Source organism: Citrobacter sp. Cpo148 (assembly GCF_030332375.1).
In the GTDB taxonomy this organism is placed as follows: Bacteria; Pseudomonadota; Gammaproteobacteria; order Enterobacterales; family Enterobacteriaceae; genus Citrobacter; species Citrobacter portucalensis.
On sequence record NZ_JAOWHY010000050.1, the window covers coordinates 447,611 to 464,356 of the forward strand.

Sequence of the window (16,746 nt, forward strand, 5' to 3'; positions counted from 1 at the left end):
GGCAAACGGAACATAAAGTAAAGGGCGGTCATTAGACCGCCTTTTTTATTGCATTAAGAAGAGACAAACCATGAGCCATAACGACACCATCGTCGCTCAGGCCACCCCACCGGGACGTGGTGGCGTGGGTATCCTGCGTATCTCCGGCCTGAAGGCGCGTGAGGTCGCAGAAACCGTACTGGGGAAACTGCCCAAACCGCGTTATGCCGATTATCTGCCGTTTAAAGACGCGGATGGCAGCGCGCTGGATCAGGGGATTGCCTTGTGGTTCCCCGGCCCAAACTCCTTTACCGGCGAAGACGTTTTAGAGCTTCAGGGCCACGGAGGTCCGGTGATTCTTGACCTGCTGCTCAAACGTATTCTGACCATTCCCGGGCTGCGCATTGCCAGACCGGGTGAATTCTCCGAGCGAGCGTTTCTCAATGATAAGCTCGATTTAGCCCAGGCCGAGGCGATTGCCGACCTGATCGATGCCAGCTCAGAGCAAGCCGCTCGCTCGGCGCTGAACTCGTTGCAGGGCGCATTTTCCGCACGGGTAAATCATCTTGTGGAAGCGCTCACTCACCTGCGCATCTATGTTGAAGCTGCGATCGACTTCCCGGATGAAGAAATCGACTTCCTGTCTGACGGCAAGATTGAAGCGCAACTCAACAGCGTTATCAGCGATCTTGATGCCGTGCGTGCGGAAGCGCGTCAGGGCAGCCTGCTGCGCGAAGGGATGAAGGTGGTGATTGCCGGTCGGCCAAACGCCGGGAAATCAAGCCTGCTGAACGCGCTGGCTGGCCGTGAGGCGGCCATTGTCACCGATATCGCCGGGACTACTCGCGACGTGCTGCGTGAGCATATTCACATCGACGGCATGCCGCTACACATCATCGACACCGCCGGTTTGCGCGATGCCAGCGACGAAGTTGAACGCATCGGTATCGAACGTGCCTGGCAGGAAATTGAACAGGCCGACCGTGTACTGTTTATGGTTGATGGCACCACCACCGACGCCGTGGACCCGGCAGATATCTGGCCAGACTTTATTGCCCGTCTGCCAGCCAAACTGCCGATCACCGTGGTGCGTAACAAAGCGGATATTACCGGTGAGACGCTGGGCCTTAGCGAAGTAAATGGCCACTCACTGGTTCGCCTCTCTGCGCGTACCGGTGAAGGCGTTGACGTACTGCGTAATCATCTCAAACAGAGCATGGGCTTTGAAACCAATATGGAAGGCGGCTTCCTGGCCCGTCGTCGTCACCTGCAGGCGCTGGCAGAAGCGGCGGAGCATCTCGAGCAGGGTAAAGCCCAACTGCTCGGAGCATGGGCCGGAGAATTGCTGGCTGAGGAGCTACGCCTGGCGCAGCAGAACCTCAGTGAGATCACAGGAGAGTTTACCTCCGACGATCTGCTGGGACGGATTTTCTCCAGCTTCTGTATTGGTAAGTAACGTTGTGTTGCCCGGTGGCGCGATGCTAACCGGGCCTACAGGCCCCGTAGGCCGGATAAGGCGTTTACGCCGCCATCCGGCAACAACTATTTCCCATGTGGAAATCACTGTTGTCCAAATGGCAACTCGTGCAGTTGACTCTCTGACCGTATGCTTAGCGCCACATTTCTTATGAGGTCGCTATGACACGCTTTCTAATCTGCAGTTTCGCCCTGGTTCTTCTTTATCCTGCCGGTATTGATATGTATCTGGTGGGGCTGCCCCGTATTGCTGCCGATTTACAGGCCAGCGAGGCGCAACTGCATATCGCGTTTTCGGTTTATCTGGCAGGAATGGCGACGGCGATGCTGTTCGCCGGTAAAATTGCCGACCAGTCAGGTCGCAAACCGGTCGCCATAGTCGGCGCACTCATCTTTATTTTCGCCTCTGCGCTATGTTCTTTCGCCGAAAGCGGTACGCCATTCCTCATAGGTCGTTTTATTCAGGGCGTAGGTGCGGGCTGTTGCTACGTGGTGGCTTTCGCTATCCTGCGCGATACGCTCGACGATCGCCGCCGGGCGAAGGTGCTGTCGTTGTTGAACGGTATTACCTGTATTGTGCCGGTGTTGGCTCCAGTGATGGGGCATCTGATCATGCTCAAATACCCGTGGCAGAGCCTGTTCTACACGATGATGGGAATGGGTGTGGCTGTTTGCCTGCTATCGGTGTTTGTGCTGCGAGAATCGCGCCCAGCAACGCTTATGGCGACGACGGAAAAGAACCACACGACCGAATCACTGGTAAACCGCTTTTTCTTAAGCCGTCTGGCCATTACCACCCTCAGCGTGTCGGTGATCCTGACCTTCGTGAATACGTCTCCGGTGCTGCTGATGGAAGTGATGGGCTTCGACCGTGGTGAGTATGCCACCACGATGGCCATGACCGCAGGCATCAGTATGGCGGTCTCTTTCTCTACGCCATTTGCTCTGAGCGTATTTAAGCCCCGCGTTCTGATGCTGACCTCACAGGTGCTGTTTCTGTGTGCCGGCGTGGTGTTAACCCTTGCCACTTCACACGCAGTAACGCTTTTCGGGCTGACGTTAATCTGCGCCGGATTCTCGGTCGGCTTCGGTGTTGCGATGAGCCAGGCGCTTGGGCCGTTCTCGCTGCGCGCGGGCGTCGCCAGCTCGGCATTAGGTATTGCCCAGGTTTGCGGTTCCTCGCTGTGGATTTGGCTGGCGGCGGTTCTTGGCCTTGATGCGCTGAATATGCTGATCGGGATTCTGATTGGCTGTAGCATAGTGAGTATCATGCTGATTATCACTGTTGCACCTAACCGGTCCGCGCCAACTCATGAAGAAATCCCTCAGCAGTCTCGATCTTAATTTATTGCTCTGCCTGCAGCTGTTGATGCAGGAACGCAGCGTCACTAAAACCGCCAAACGGATGAACGTCACACCGTCGGCGGTCAGTAAGTCGCTGTCGAAGCTGCGGACCTGGTTTGACGATCCCTTGTTTGTGAACACCCCGCTGGGGCTATCACCGACGCCGCTGATGGTCAGCATGGAGCAGAGCCTTGCTGAATGGATGCAGATGGGCAATCAGTTGCTCGATAAGCCGCACCATGAGTCTCCACGCGGGCTGAAGTTTGATCTGGCGGCCGAAACGCCGTTAGTGATGATCATGTTCAATGCGCTCTCCCAGCAGATTTATCAGCGCTATCCCCAGGCAACAATCAAAATACGCAACTGGGACTATGACTCGCTGGATGCCATTATTCGCGGTGAAGTGGATATTGGCTTTACCGGGCGCGAAAGCCATCCGCGTTCGCGCGAACTGCTGAGTTTGTTGCCATTGTCGATCGACCATGAAGTGCTGTTTTCCGATCTGCCCTGCGTCTGGCTACGTGAAGATCATCCCGCACTGCAGGAAGAGTGGAATCTGGACACCTTTCTGCGCTATCCGCACATCAGCATTAGCTGGGAGCAAAGCGATACATGGGCGCTGGATGAAGTCCTGCAAGAAATGGGACGCGCACGCAATATCGCGTTATGTCTGCCCGGTTTTGAGCAATCGCTGTTTATGGCCGCGCAGCCGGATCACGCGCTGATAGCCACCGCACCGGTCTATTGCCAGCGTTATAACCAACTCCACCAGCTTCCACTCGTTGCACGGCCAATGCCATTTGATACGGCGCAACTGGAAAAAATGCGCGTACCGTTCACTCTTCTTTGGCATAAACGCAACAGCCACAATCCTAAGATCGTCTGGCTAAAAGACACGATCAAGGCGCTTTATCGCGATATCTCCTGAAGATCCTTCATTTTGGTGTTGCTAAATCGACCATTCTGGCAACAGAAATGTAAATATCGCGTAATGTCTCCCATTTTCGCTTAGTTTTTGGGCAGCAAAGCCTGCCCGGAAGCCGTGTAAATGTTACTCTGGTAATAATCACGGACCATTAATCACGGAGCGACAAATGGCGACACATTTTGCCAGAGGGATTCTTACGGAGGGACACCTGGTTTCAGCTCGCCTCCCTTCTCCATGTCATATCGAAGCAAGAGATCTACCCGCTCATCGCCGGACACGTTTCCTGGCTTCCCGAAGTCTTCTCGCTGAACTGATGTTTATGCTTTACGGCACCAGCACGCTGCCCGAAATTGTTACTCAGGCCAAAGGTAAGCCCGTTTTTCGCGATAAGAACCTGCCGGGTTTTTCGATTTCCTATGCCGGGAATATCGTCGGCGTTGTGCTAACAACTGAAGGAACGTGCGGCCTGGATATGGAACTTCAGCGGGCCACCCGCGGGTTTCACAATCCAAATTCAGCGGAAACGTGGCGCTTCTCCAGTAACGAAAGCCTGTGGATCAATAACCAAAACGACCCCAACGAAGCACGCGCGCAGCTCATTACATTGCGCCAGAGCGTACTCAAACTCACTGGCGATGTGTGCAATGACGATCCGCGCGAGCTCCAGCTTTTACCCGGCGCAGGGCGCCTGAAATGTGCCCATGTGGCGCAGGTTGAAGCCATTTGCGATGCGGAAGATGTACTGGTGTGGTCAGTTGCAGTTACGCCAACCATTGAAAAACTCAAGGTTTGGGAGTTTGATGGTAAACAGGACTGGAAAAGTTTGCCTGATATCCAGACTCGCGCCAATGAGCCAACGGGTCGTCTGATCCGGTTCTCTCAATTATGTGCAGCGAAGAGCCATACGCTTTGATTTAACCTTCATGATGAAACAGGAGTCGCCATGTCTGAAACATTGAATGTTGTTACGTTACTGGGAAGTCTGCGCAAAGGTTCGTTTAATGGAATGGTTGCCCGTACGCTGCCCAAGATTGCTCCAGCGGGAATGGAAGTGAACGCGCTGCCGTCGATTGGTGATATCCCTCTGTACGATGCCGACCTCCAACAGGAAGAAGGTTTTCCGGCCAGCGTAGAAGCGCTGGCTGAGCAAATCAGAAAGGCTGACGGTGTCGTCATCGTAACACCTGAATATAACTATTCTGTTCCGGGCGGACTGAAGAACGCCATCGACTGGCTGTCCCGCCTGCCCGATCAGCCATTATCGGGTAAGCCGGTGCTGATCCAGACCAGTTCTATGGGTGCTATTGGCGGCGCGCGCTGCCAGTATCATCTGCGTCAGATCCTGGTATTCCTCGACGCCATGGTAATGAACAAGCCGGAATTTATGGGCGGCGTCATTCAGAACAAAGTAGACCCGCAGACAGGTGAAGTGATCGACCAAAGCACGCTGGACCATCTGACCGGTCAATTGACCGCATTTGGCGACTACATTCAGCGCGTGAAAGCGTAAAAGAAAAAGCCCGGCGATATGCCGGGCTTGTTGATATATGGGCAAATAAACAGCGATTAGTGCGCGTCGATAAACACAATCTTCAGCACAAACAGCAGCGCGACAATGATGACGCACGGGCTGAGATCGCGGAAACGTCCGGTACCAATCTTCATCACGCAGTAAGAAATAAAGCCCAGCGCAATACCTTCGGTAATTGAGAAGCTAAATGGCATCATCACGGCGGTAATAAACGCCGGAACCGCTTCTGTCAGGTCATCCCACTTCACGCGCGACAGGCTTGATGTCATCAGGACGCCAACGTAAATCAGCGCACCAGCGGCCGCATAACCCGGTACCATCCCCGCCAGCGGCGACAGGAAGATAACCAGCAGGAACAGCAGGCCAACGACCACGGCGGTCAGACCGGTACGTCCACCGACCGAAACCCCGGAAGAAGATTCGATATACGCAGTAACGGAAGAAGTCCCGATAAACGCCCCGGTAACCGACGACACGCTATCCACATACAGCGCTTGCTTCATGCGCGGGAACTTGCCCTTCGCATCCGCCAGACCGGCTTTATCCGTAACGCCAATCAGCGTACCGGAGGAGTCGAACAGGTTAACCAGCATGAACGAGAAAATCACACCCGCTAGGCCAATGTTAAACGAACCGGCCAGGTCGACATGTCCGATAACAGACATCACGCTCGGTGGCGCAGAAACGATACCGTTGTAATGAACATCGCCCAGCATCCAGCCCAGCAGCGTGGTTACGATGATAGAAATCAGCACCGCCGCGTGAATGTTACGGGACGCCAGAATCGCGATGATAAAGAAGCCCAGGATACCGAGCAGTACGCTGTGGGACGTCAGGTTACCGATAGACACCAGCGTGTCTTTGTTGGCGACGATAACACCGGCGTTTTTCAGCCCCATCATGCCGATGAACAGACCAATACCGCTGGTGATCCCCACACGCAGGCTAACCGGGATATTGGCAATCATCCAGTAACGAACGCGGAAAATCGTCAGCAGCAGCAGACCAACAGCGCCCCAGAAGATAGCGCCCATACCAATCTGCCATGACAGCCCCATCGCACCAACGACCACGAAAGCGAAGAATGCGTTCAGGCCCATAGCAGGCGCAAGTGCGACCGGCAGGTTGGCAAACAGGCCCATCAGGATGCTACCAAATGCAGCAATAAGGCAGGTGGTAACAAAGACAGCGCTGGTATCCATGCCAGCCACGCCAAGAATTTGCGGGTTAACAAAAACGATATACACCATCGTCAGGAAGGTCGTTAAACCGGCGATCACTTCGGTCCGTGCCGTCGTGCCATGTTCGCGCAGTTTGAACACGCGTTCCAGCATCCCCTGGCCAGAAGCCTGGGTTGTGTGTTGTTGACTCATTATCAATTTCCGAACAAGGAGGGAAAATTCGTCGCTATCCTATACCAAAATGCGACAATAGGGTTGGGTTATGAGCAACTTTTTTCATTGATTTTGCTTATACGGCAACGATTGCGTCGCCCAATAATGCATTACGAAAACGTTAAACTTGTTAAAACGGAAATGACATGTCCCAGATAGAAGCCGTATTTTTTGACTGTGACGGTACCCTTGTCGACAGTGAAGTGATTTGTTCTCGCGCGTATGTCAGCATGTTCCAGGCGTTTGGCATTACGCTCGATCTTGAAGAAATTTTCAAACGCTTCAAGGGGGTAAAGCTGTACGAGATCATCGACATTATCAACGAAGAGCACGGTGTCGAACTGGCAAAAGCCGATTTAGAACCGGTTTACCGCGCTGAGGTCGCACGTCTGTTCGATACGGAACTGGAGGTGATTGCCGGTGCCAATGCTCTACTGGACAGCATGGCCGTACCAATGTGTGTGGTCTCTAACGGTCCAGTCAGCAAAATGCAGCATTCGCTGGGTAAGCTGGGCATGTTGCACCATTTCCCTGATTTACTGTTCAGCGGCTACGATATTCAGCGTTGGAAGCCCGATCCGGCCCTGATGTTCCATGCGGCGAAAGCGATGGACGTTAACGTTGAGAACTGCATTCTGGTTGATGATTCCAGCGCAGGTGCGCAGGCGGGGATTGCCGCCGGGATGGAAGTGTTCTACTTCTGCGCCGATCCGCATAACAAACCGATCGATCATCCAAAAGTCACGACGTTTACCGATCTGGCACAGTTGCCGGAATTGTGGAAAGCGCGGGGTTGGAATATCGTCGAATAAACAGTAGGCCCGATAAGCAAAGCGCCATCAGGCGAATGGCGCAGAATGCCGGATGCGGCGTAACACCTTATCCGGCCTACAATAGCGACGCCGGGGGATCCCGGCGCACGCAACAAGCTGCTTATTCCTTCGGATCTTTGCCCGCCAGCAGCTTATCCAGCTCATCCCCGCCCACGTGACGGAAGTCTTGTCCCTTCACGAAGTAGAAGATGTATTCGCAGATATTCTGGCAGCGGTCACCGATACGTTCGATGGAACGTGCGCAGAACAGCGCGGTCAGCACGCTTGGAATGGTACGTGGGTCTTCCATCATATAAGTCATCAGCTGACGCACGATGCCTTCATATTCCTGGTCAACTTTCTTATCTTCGCGATAAATACGCACTGCTTCGTCCAGATCCATACGCGCAAACGCATCCAGCACGTCATGCAGCATTTGTACGGTGTGGCGGCCCAGTGATTCCAGGCTTACCAGCAGCGGCTGGTGCTGTTGCGAGAACTTCTCCAGCGCGGTACGGCAAATTTTGTCCGCCACGTCGCCAATACGTTCCAGCTCAGCGATGGTTTTGATAATCGCCATCACCAGACGCAGGTCGCTCGCTGTCGGTTGACGCTTGGCGATGATACGCACGCAGGCTTCGTCGATCGCCACTTCCATCATGTTGACGTTCTTATCGCCTTCAATGACGCGTTTTGCCAGCTCGCTGTCCTGGTTGTGCATCGCCGTGATTGCATCAGAAAGCTGCTGCTCGACCATGCCGCCCATGGTCATCACCTGGGTACGGATGCTTTCCAGCTCTGCATTGAACTGGCCGGAAATATGTTTATTAAGGTTAAGGTTATCCACAACAAGCTCCTGAATCAGCCGTAACGACCGGTGATGTAATCTTCAGTTTGTTTCTTCGCGGGCTTGGTGAACAGATCGTCCGTGTTGCTGAACTCAATCAACTCGCCCAGGTACATAAATGCCGTGTGATCGGAACAACGCGCAGCCTGCTGCATGTTGTGGGTAACGATAACGACGGTGTAATCCTCTTTCAGCTCAGTGATCAGCTCTTCGATACGCCCGGTAGAAATAGGGTCGAGCGCTGAACATGGCTCATCAAGCAGAAGCACTTCCGGGCGAATGGCGATACCACGCGCAATACACAGACGCTGCTGCTGACCACCCGAGAGAGAGTACCCGCTCTGGTGTAATTTATCTTTGGTTTCGTTCCACAATGCGGCCTTGGTCAATGCCCACTGCACACGCTCGTCCATATCCGCACGCGAGAGTTTCTCAAACAGACGTACGCCAAAAGCAATGTTGTCGTAGATGGACATCGGGAACGGCGTCGGCTTCTGGAATACCATGCCCACTTTGGCACGCAGCAGAGCGATATCCTGGGTATTGGTGAGAATATTGTCGCCATCCAGCAGGATTTCACCTTCCGCACGCTGCTCCGGGTACAGTTCAAACATTTTGTTGAACGTACGCAGCAGCGTTGATTTACCACAGCCTGACGGCCCGATAAACGCCGTTACCTGGTTTTTAGCAATATCCAGGTTGATGTTCTTCAGGGCATGGAATTTGCCATAGTAGAAGTTCAAATCACGAACCTGAATCTTACCTGGGGCAGTATCAACCATACTCATTTCAATCTCTTCCTCATCCGGCGCCGCATCAGCCACGCCGTAAAAATTAACCGTGTTTCTTCTTCGCGAAAATGACGCGCGCCAGAATGTTCAGCAGCAGTACGCACAGGGTAATAATCAGTACCCCGGCCCAGGCCAGTTGCTGCCACTCAGCAAACGGGCTCATCGCAAACTTAAAGATAGTGACCGGCAGGTTGGCGATAGGCTGCATCATGTCGGTGCTCCAGAACTGATTGGAGAGCGACGTAAACAGCAGCGGAGCCGTTTCACCTGCGATACGAGCAATCGCTAGCAGAACGCCTGTAATGATCCCCGAGACAGACGCCTTCAGGGTGATCGCAGAAATCATCTTCCATTTCGGCGTACCCAGTGCATAGGCGGCTTCACGCAGGCTATCCGGCACCAGCTTGAGCATGTTCTCCGTGGTACGAATAACAATGGGCACCTGCAGCAGCGCCAGCGCGATAACGCCCGCCCAGCCAGAGAAGTGTTCCATTTTTGCTACCACAATGGTGTAAACGAACAGACCGACCACGATTGATGGCGCAGACAGCAGAATGTCATTGATAAAGCGGATAACCTCAGCCAGCCAGGACTTACGTCCGTACTCTGCCAAGTAGATACCCGCCATAATGCCAAGCGGTGTACCAAACACGGTCGCCCACAGAATTAACAGTCCGCTACCGGCCAGGGCGTTCGCCAGACCACCACCCGCTGTATTCGGCGGAGGCGTCATTTCGGTGAACAGCGCCAGCGACATACCGTCAATACCACGGGTGATCGTGGACATCAGGATCCAAATGAGCCAGAACAGACCGAACGCCATGGTCGCCATAGAGAGCGTCAGCGCGATGCGGTTCTTCAGACGGCGACGTGCCTGCATTTTACGGCGGGACTCCGCCAGCGCAGTGGTGTTTTGCATTTCAAGCGTAGCCATTAGCGTGCCCCCTCGTTCTTCGCAAGGCGCATGATCATGAACTTAGACGCCGCCAGTACGATGAAGGTGATAACAAACAGAATCAGACCCAGTTCCATCAACGCAGCAACGTGCAGGCCAGATTCCGCTTCGGCAAATTCATTCGCCAGCGCAGAGGTAATACTGTTGCCCGGCATGTACAGCGAGGCACTATCGAGCTGGTAGGTGTTACCAATGATAAAGGTGACCGCCATGGTTTCACCCAGCGCGCGGCCCAGACCCAGCATCACACCGCCGATCACACCATTTTTGGTGAACGGCAGGACGATACGCCAGATAACTTCCCAGGTGGTACAGCCGATGCCGTAGGCTGACTCTTTCATCAGTACCGGCGTTTGTTCGAACACATCACGCATAACCGCAGCAATGTACGGAATGATCATGATAGCGAGGATCACACCAGCCGCCAGAATACCGATACCAAACGCCGGGCCAGCAAACAGTGCGCCAACAAACGGAATGTTGGAAAGGATGTTTCCGACCGGCTCCTGGAAGTACGTCGCAAACAGCGGGGCAAAGATAAACAGGCCCCACATGCCGTATACGATACTCGGAATTGCTGCCAGCAGTTCAATAGCGATACCCAACGGGCGACGCAGCCAGCCAGGTGCAAGTTCAGTCAGGAACAGCGCAATGCCGAAACTCACCGGAACGGCAATCAGCAATGCAATAAACGAGGTGACCAGCGTACCGTAAATCGGTACCAGCGCGCCGTAGATATCGTTCGGCGCATCCCAGTCTTTGGTCCACAAAAAGGAGAAACCAAATTTCTGTATGCTTGGCCAGGAGGAGATAACCAGAGAGACAATAATGCCACCCAACATCAATAGCACAATCAGCGCAGCCAGTTTTACCAGCGCGCTGAATATCATGTCACCCTTTTTACCCGGTGGGTTAAAAGCAGGCTTGGTTGCAGCCATAAATCACTCTTTAAGTTAAACGCGTTTACGAAATTGCCCTGCCGGATGGCGCTACGCTTATCCAGCCTACAAATTGGGCCTACAGTCGGAACTGTAGGGCGGATAAGCGTAGCGCCATCCGCCAACTCGTTAAAGATATTCTATTAGTACAGCGCTTTACCGCTGCTGTCTTTCACGTTGGTCTTCCATGCAGCACGAATCTGCTCAACCACGCTGTCCGGCAGGCTGGCGTAATCCAGGTCATTAGCCTGTTTGCCACCATTTTTGTATGCCCAGTCGAAGAATTTCAGCACTTCAACGCCCTGCTCAGGCTTCTTCTGCTCTTTATGGACCAGGATGAAGGTGGTGGAAGTGATTGGCCACGCATCGTCACCTTTCTGGTTAGTCAGATCCTGAGCGAAAGTTTTGCTCCAGTCAGCGCCTTTAGCGGCGTTGGCAAAGTTTTCTTCGGTCGGGCTTACCGGTTTACCATCAGCAGAGACCAGCTTGGTGTACGCCAGGTTGTTCTGCTTAGCGTAAGCGTACTCAACGTAACCGATAGAGCCCGGCAGACGCTGGACGAACGCGGCGATACCGTCGTTACCTTTACCGCCCAGACCGGTCGGCCAGTTAACGGTAGAGCCGGAACCAATTTTAGATTTCCACTCTTCGTTCACTTTTGCCAGATAGCTGGTGAAGACAAAGGACGTACCGGAACCGTCAGCACGACGCACAACGGCGATATTCTGCGAAGGCAGCTTCAGACCCGGGTTCAGTTTGGTGATGGCTTCGTCATCCCACTTCTTAATTTTACCGAGGTAGATGTCGCCCAGCGTTTTACCGTCAAGCACCAGCTCGCCGGATTTCAGTCCAGGGATATTCACCGCCAGCACCACACCGCCGATAACGGTCGGGAACTGGAACAGGCCTTCTTGTGCCAGTTTCTCGTCAGACAGCGGGGCATCAGAAGCGCCGAAATCAACGGTATTGGCCGTAATTTGTTTTACACCACCGGAGGAGCCGATACCCTGGTAGTTTACTTTGCTACCGGTCTCTTTCTGATAGGTATCTGCCCATTTGGCATACACTGGCGCAGGGAAGGTTGCACCTGCACCTGTCAGGCTCGCTGCTGCAAACGCAGAGAACGCGCTCATGGATAAGGTCGCGGCGACAACAGTTGCGACAGTGGTACGCATAACTTTCATAATGTCTCCTGCACGGTTTTCGTAAATCGTTGTTTGAGTTGCTACTGTGAGCAAAATAGGACAAACAGGTGACAGTTAAATGTACGAAATATGACAGTTTTATGACAATGAAAAATACGGAAAGTTATTTGTCTAAAAATTCATTTAAAACAAAATGTTATCTATTACCATGACAATAACATTTCGCTAAAATTTTCTTTTTATGACACTGCAAACAGTAGCTGAAGATGACGGTTTGTCACATAAAACAGGCGGGATAATTGATTAAAAACAGAACAAGTTTAAAAAAATGCCCCGCTCATAGCAGGGCATTTTCAGTTCAGTTAGGTACGGATTACTCTACGGTAACCGACTTCGCCAGGTTACGCGGCTGATCCACGTCGGTGCCTTTAATCAGTGCCACATGATACGCCAGCAGCTGCAGCGGAACGGTATAGAAGATCGGTGCAATCACCTCTTCCACATGCGGCATCTCAATGATGTGCATATTTTCGCTGCTGGTAAAGCCAGCATCCTGGTCAGCAAAGACGTACAGTTGACCACCACGGGCGCGAACTTCTTCAATGTTGGACTTCAGTTTTTCCAGCAGTTCGTTGTTCGGCGCAACCACGATAACCGGCATATCGGCATCAATCAGCGCCAGCGGACCGTGTTTCAGTTCGCCTGCGGCATAAGCTTCAGCGTGAATATACGAGATCTCTTTCAGCTTCAGCGCGCCTTCCAGCGCAATCGGGTACTGATCGCCACGGCCCAGGAACAGCGCATGGTGTTTATCAGAGAAACCTTCAGCCAGAGCGGCAATGCGTTTGTCCTGAGACAGCATCTGCTCAATACGGCTCGGCAGCGCCTGCAGACCGTGAACGATTTCCTGCTCAATAGCCACATCCAGGCCTTTCAGACGAGACAGTTTCGCCACCAGCATCAGCAGAACGGTCAGCTGAGTGGTAAATGCTTTCGTGGAGGCCACGCCGATTTCGGTACCGGCATTGGTCATCATCGCCAGGTCGGATTCGCGCACCAGAGAAGAGCCCGGTACGTTACAAATAGCCAGCGAACCCAGATAGCCCAACTCTTTGGATAAGCGCAGACCCGCCAGGGTATCTGCCGTTTCACCAGACTGGGAAAGGGTGATCATCAGGCTGTTACGACGCACGGCGGATTTGCGATAGCGGAATTCGGAAGCAATTTCGACATCACAAGGAATGCCAGCCAGCGATTCAAACCAGTAGCGGGACACCATACCGGAGTTGTACGACGTACCGCAGGCGATAATCTGGATATGCTCAACCTGAGACAGCAGCTCGTTGGCATGCGAACCCAACTCGCTTAAATCCACTTCACCGTGGCTGATACGGCCGGTCAGCGTGTTTTTAATTGCGTTCGGCTGTTCGTAGATCTCTTTCTGCATGTAGTGGCGATAAATACCTTTTTCGCCCGCATCGTATTGCAGATTAGATTCGATATCCTGACGTTTCACTTCCGCGCCAGACTTGTCGAAAATAGAGACCGAACGACGGGTTACTTCCGCGATGTCGCCCTCTTCCAGGAAGATGAAGCGACGGGTTACCGGCAGCAGTGCCAGCTGATCGGAAGCGATAAAGTTCTCACCCATACCCAGACCAATCACCAGCGGGCTGCCAGAACGGGCCGCCAGCAGGGTTTCCGGGTTACGGGTATCCATGATCACCGTGCCGTAGGCACCGCGCAGCTGCGGAATAGTACGCAGCACGGCTTCACGTAACGTACCACCCTGTTCCAGCTCCCAGTGCACCAGGTGAGCAATCACTTCGGTGTCGGTTTCAGAAACAAAGGTGTAGCCACGCGTTTTCAACAGCTCACGCAGTGGTTCATGGTTTTCAATGATGCCGTTATGCACCACAACAATGTGTTCAGAAACATGGGGATGCGCGTTCGCTTCTGAAGGTTCACCGTGTGTCGCCCAGCGGGTGTGAGCAATACCAGTACCACCATGCAGCGGATGTTCTTCCGCAGCAGCAGTCAGCATCTGCACTTTACCCAGACGACGCAGACGGGTCATGTTGCCTTCAGCATCGACAACGGCCAGACCAGCAGAGTCATAACCACGATATTCCAGACGACGTAAACCTTCGAGAAGGATTTCAGCTACATCACGCTGCGCGATAGCGCCAACAATTCCACACATATTTTTTGATTCCGAATTTAGGCATTAGCCTGTCGTTGTCGGTCAACCTGTATTTATCCTTCATCTTTCACGCTGTGGCTGTGTTGGCTGCACGCTTTCGCCATGGTCACTTACTGATTGTAAGCTCCCATGGTCTCACGCGCTTGCCGCCTTACCACAACGCGAAATCTTTGGATAAAACCCGTATTTACGGGCGCCCCGAGCCTTGTAGAGAGTGGGGTTATTTTTATAGGTACTGCTTGTTGAGCGGAGGATTATATTATCCCCTCATCTCTTGTCTGCCTGATGGCGCTCACGCTTATCAGGCCTACAGAACGTCACCGCACGTAGGCCGGATAAGGCAAAGCCGCCATCCGGCAAAAATAAATTACTTCTTCTTCACCGGACGCTGCCAGCCCTGTTTATGGACCTGAGGTACACGGCTTAATACCAATTCGTTATCGGCGACATTACGCGTTACGGTGGTCCCTGCGGCAATCGTCGCACCTTTACCCACGGTGACAGGTGCCACCAGCTGAGTATCAGAACCCACAAACACATCATCACCAATGATGGTTTTAAACTTATTGGCACCATCGTAGTTGCAGGTGATCGTACCCGCGCCGATATTCACGTTATCGCCAATTTCCGCATCGCCCAGATAGGTCAAATGACCAGCTTTAGAGCCTTTACCCAGACGCGCTTTTTTCATTTCGACGAAGTTACCCACGTGTGCGCCTTCCTGCAGCTCTGCACCCGGGCGCAGACGCGCGAATGGACCGATGGTGCAAGCGGCTTCCAGATGGGCATCTTCCACCACACTGTACGGGCTAAGCTCACACCCCTCACCAATCACGCTGCTTTTGATGATACAGCCAGCGCCAATCTTGACGCGATCCCCAACGGTTACGTTACCTTCAATGATAACGTTAGTATCAATTTCAACATCGCGCCCGTGAATCAGCGTACCGCGGAGATCAAAACGTGCAGGATCGCGCAGCATCACGCCCGCCAGCAGCAGTTTTTCTGCCTGCTCAGACTGATAAACACGTTCCAGACGGGATAACTGAAGGCGGTTATTTACCCCTTCCGTTTCACTGATTCGTGCCGGATGAACTGCCGCAATTTCACGTCCTTCCTGATACGCCATCGCGATGATATCGGTGATGTAGTATTCACCCTGCACGTTGTTGTTGGTCAGTTTAGACAGCCAACGCTTCATGTCAGCGCCGTTGGCAATCAGAATGCCAGTGTTGATTTCCTGGATTTGACGCTGCTCGTCGGTTGCATCTTTATGCTCAACAATACCAGTAACTTTGCCGTTATCACGGGTAATACGCCCATAGCCGGATGGGTCGTCCAGTTTTACCGTTAACAAACCGATACCACCCTGCGGTTTGGCTTCACGCAGGCGACGTAAGGTATCGGTAGAGATCAGCGGCACATCGCCATAGAGCATTAAAATGTCTTCATCATCACTAAAGAATGGCGCCGCCTGCTGCATTGCATGGCCGGTACCCAACTGCTCAGCCTGCAGAACCCAATTCAGATTGCCATCTTTCAGCGTTTGCTTAAGCAGATCGCCACCGTGTCCGTAGACAAGGTGTACATGAGTCGCACCTAATTCATTAGCTGCATCAATGACATGCTGAACCATCGGCTTTCCTGCGAGGGTGTGCAGCACTTTAGGAAGATCGGAATACATACGCGTGCCTTTGCCTGCGGCAAGGATCACAACGCTCATAGCATTATTCAACATACACGTCCTGACTGTAATTTGAGAACGAATTTATACCGTTTCACATTGAAAATACTACATTTTTTTCAGCGTAAAATGGACCGAAGATAAAACGTTCAACAGGGGGGATTCCCCATCTGATAACTCACTATTTTCGTCTATATCTGCGTCTTTTGTCTCCCAAAAACCAGGAGTCTGCTCTTATTAAAGCCTTAGGTTAATGTTTTTGCTATTTTTTTACCGCATGAATAAAGCATTACATCAGCATAATACGATTTTATTTATGTGATTCAGTGAGAAGCAGAAAAACGGGTAGGGAAAATTGAGGGGGAAAGACAGAGAACAAATGATACAGCGAAGGAGGGGGATTTAATAACGATGGCGCTAGCTGATAAACCGTATTAAGCATCGCGCCACAGAGCAGGTAGGGAACGACTAAACGTCCATGCTGCTGAAAAGGGCGATGATTTTGTTAAACAATTTCATGTTGGTATCCTGTTTTTATCTGAATTAATTTTGTGACACACATCACACAAAAAAGAGTTTACGCCTCATTTTTTAACCGATCAACATTTTTGTGATGTAAATCACAAAATAATAAAACAGCTTTTTAGTTCCACTTTTACTGAAACAAATCCATAAAAAAAGCCAGCCTGGAAACCAGACTGGCCTTTGTGCTTTTCAAG

General features: G+C 52.5%; 14 protein-coding genes. 6 read left to right on the forward strand and 8 right to left on the reverse strand.

Going from position 1 to position 16,746, the window contains the following annotated elements:
- Positions 1–70 precede the first annotated feature (70 nt).
- The 5 genes from mnmE (at position 71) to OGY10_RS23510 (ending at position 5,237) form a co-directional block, all read left to right on the forward strand.
- Positions 71–1,435: a tRNA uridine-5-carboxymethylaminomethyl(34) synthesis GTPase MnmE gene (mnmE, locus tag OGY10_RS23490; protein ID WP_032945460.1), complete on the forward strand. Its 1,365-nt coding sequence runs from the start codon at positions 71–73 to the stop codon at positions 1,433–1,435.
- A 182-nt stretch (positions 1,436–1,617) separates the two neighbouring features.
- On the forward strand, positions 1,618–2,799 hold the full coding sequence (locus tag OGY10_RS23495; protein ID WP_032945462.1) for an MFS transporter: 1,182 nt from the start codon (positions 1,618–1,620) through the stop codon (positions 2,797–2,799).
- The gene (gene yidZ, locus OGY10_RS23500; RefSeq protein ID WP_003827051.1) at positions 2,768–3,727 is read left to right on the forward strand and encodes an HTH-type transcriptional regulator YidZ; all 960 of its coding nucleotides are present in this window, start codon (positions 2,768–2,770) and stop codon (positions 3,725–3,727) included. Before OGY10_RS23495 ends, yidZ begins: the two co-directional genes overlap by 32 nt.
- Before the next feature lie 166 nt (positions 3,728–3,893).
- Positions 3,894–4,640 carry a 4'-phosphopantetheinyl transferase family protein gene (locus tag OGY10_RS23505; protein ID WP_286577513.1) on the forward strand — a complete coding sequence of 249 codons (747 nt, stop codon included), beginning with the start codon at positions 3,894–3,896 and terminating at the stop codon, positions 4,638–4,640.
- Positions 4,641–4,670: 30 nt separating this feature from the next.
- Entirely contained in the window at positions 4,671–5,237 is a 567-nt protein-coding gene (locus OGY10_RS23510) for an NADPH-dependent FMN reductase (RefSeq protein ID WP_003827046.1), read from the forward strand.
- A gap of 56 nt (positions 5,238–5,293) precedes the next feature.
- On the opposite strand, the gene adeP is transcribed toward OGY10_RS23510, so the two are convergent.
- Positions 5,294–6,631, reverse strand: a complete 1,338-nt coding sequence (gene adeP, locus OGY10_RS23515) for an adenine permease AdeP (RefSeq protein WP_003827042.1) — start codon at positions 6,629–6,631, stop codon at positions 5,294–5,296.
- Positions 6,632–6,798: 167 nt separating this feature from the next.
- On the opposite strand from adeP, the gene yieH reads away from it, so the two are divergent.
- Entirely contained in the window at positions 6,799–7,464 is a 666-nt protein-coding gene (gene yieH / locus OGY10_RS23520; RefSeq protein WP_003827040.1) for a 6-phosphogluconate phosphatase, read from the forward strand.
- Between the two features lie 121 nt (positions 7,465–7,585).
- Here yieH and phoU read toward each other — a convergent pair whose 3' ends face one another.
- From phoU to glmU, 7 genes are all read right to left on the reverse strand, one after another.
- Complete coding sequence (phoU, locus tag OGY10_RS23525) at positions 7,586–8,311, reverse strand: phosphate signaling complex protein PhoU (RefSeq protein ID WP_003023824.1); 726 nt, start codon at positions 8,309–8,311, stop codon at positions 7,586–7,588.
- A gap of 14 nt (positions 8,312–8,325) precedes the next feature.
- A complete protein-coding gene (pstB, locus tag OGY10_RS23530; protein ID WP_003023821.1) occupies positions 8,326–9,099 on the reverse strand; it encodes a phosphate ABC transporter ATP-binding protein PstB in 774 nt (257 codons plus the stop codon).
- Between the two features lie 46 nt (positions 9,100–9,145).
- The gene (gene pstA, locus OGY10_RS23535; protein ID WP_003827037.1) at positions 9,146–10,036 is read right to left on the reverse strand and encodes a phosphate ABC transporter permease PstA; all 891 of its coding nucleotides are present in this window, start codon (positions 10,034–10,036) and stop codon (positions 9,146–9,148) included.
- Positions 10,036–10,995, reverse strand: coding sequence for a phosphate ABC transporter permease PstC (pstC, locus tag OGY10_RS23540; protein WP_008786549.1), 960 nt, complete (start codon positions 10,993–10,995; stop codon positions 10,036–10,038). The genes pstA and pstC overlap by 1 nt, the downstream gene beginning before the upstream one ends.
- Positions 10,996–11,138: 143 nt before the next feature.
- Positions 11,139–12,179 carry a phosphate ABC transporter substrate-binding protein PstS gene (pstS, locus tag OGY10_RS23545; RefSeq protein WP_003827033.1) on the reverse strand — a complete coding sequence of 347 codons (1,041 nt, stop codon included), beginning with the start codon at positions 12,177–12,179 and terminating at the stop codon, positions 11,139–11,141.
- Between the two features lie 334 nt (positions 12,180–12,513).
- On the reverse strand, positions 12,514–14,343 hold the full coding sequence (gene glmS / locus OGY10_RS23550; protein WP_003827031.1) for a glutamine--fructose-6-phosphate transaminase (isomerizing): 1,830 nt from the start codon (positions 14,341–14,343) through the stop codon (positions 12,514–12,516).
- A gap of 367 nt (positions 14,344–14,710) precedes the next feature.
- The gene (glmU, locus tag OGY10_RS23555) at positions 14,711–16,081 is read right to left on the reverse strand and encodes a bifunctional UDP-N-acetylglucosamine diphosphorylase/glucosamine-1-phosphate N-acetyltransferase GlmU (RefSeq protein ID WP_267442171.1); all 1,371 of its coding nucleotides are present in this window, start codon (positions 16,079–16,081) and stop codon (positions 14,711–14,713) included.
- Positions 16,082–16,746: the final 665 nt, after the last annotated feature.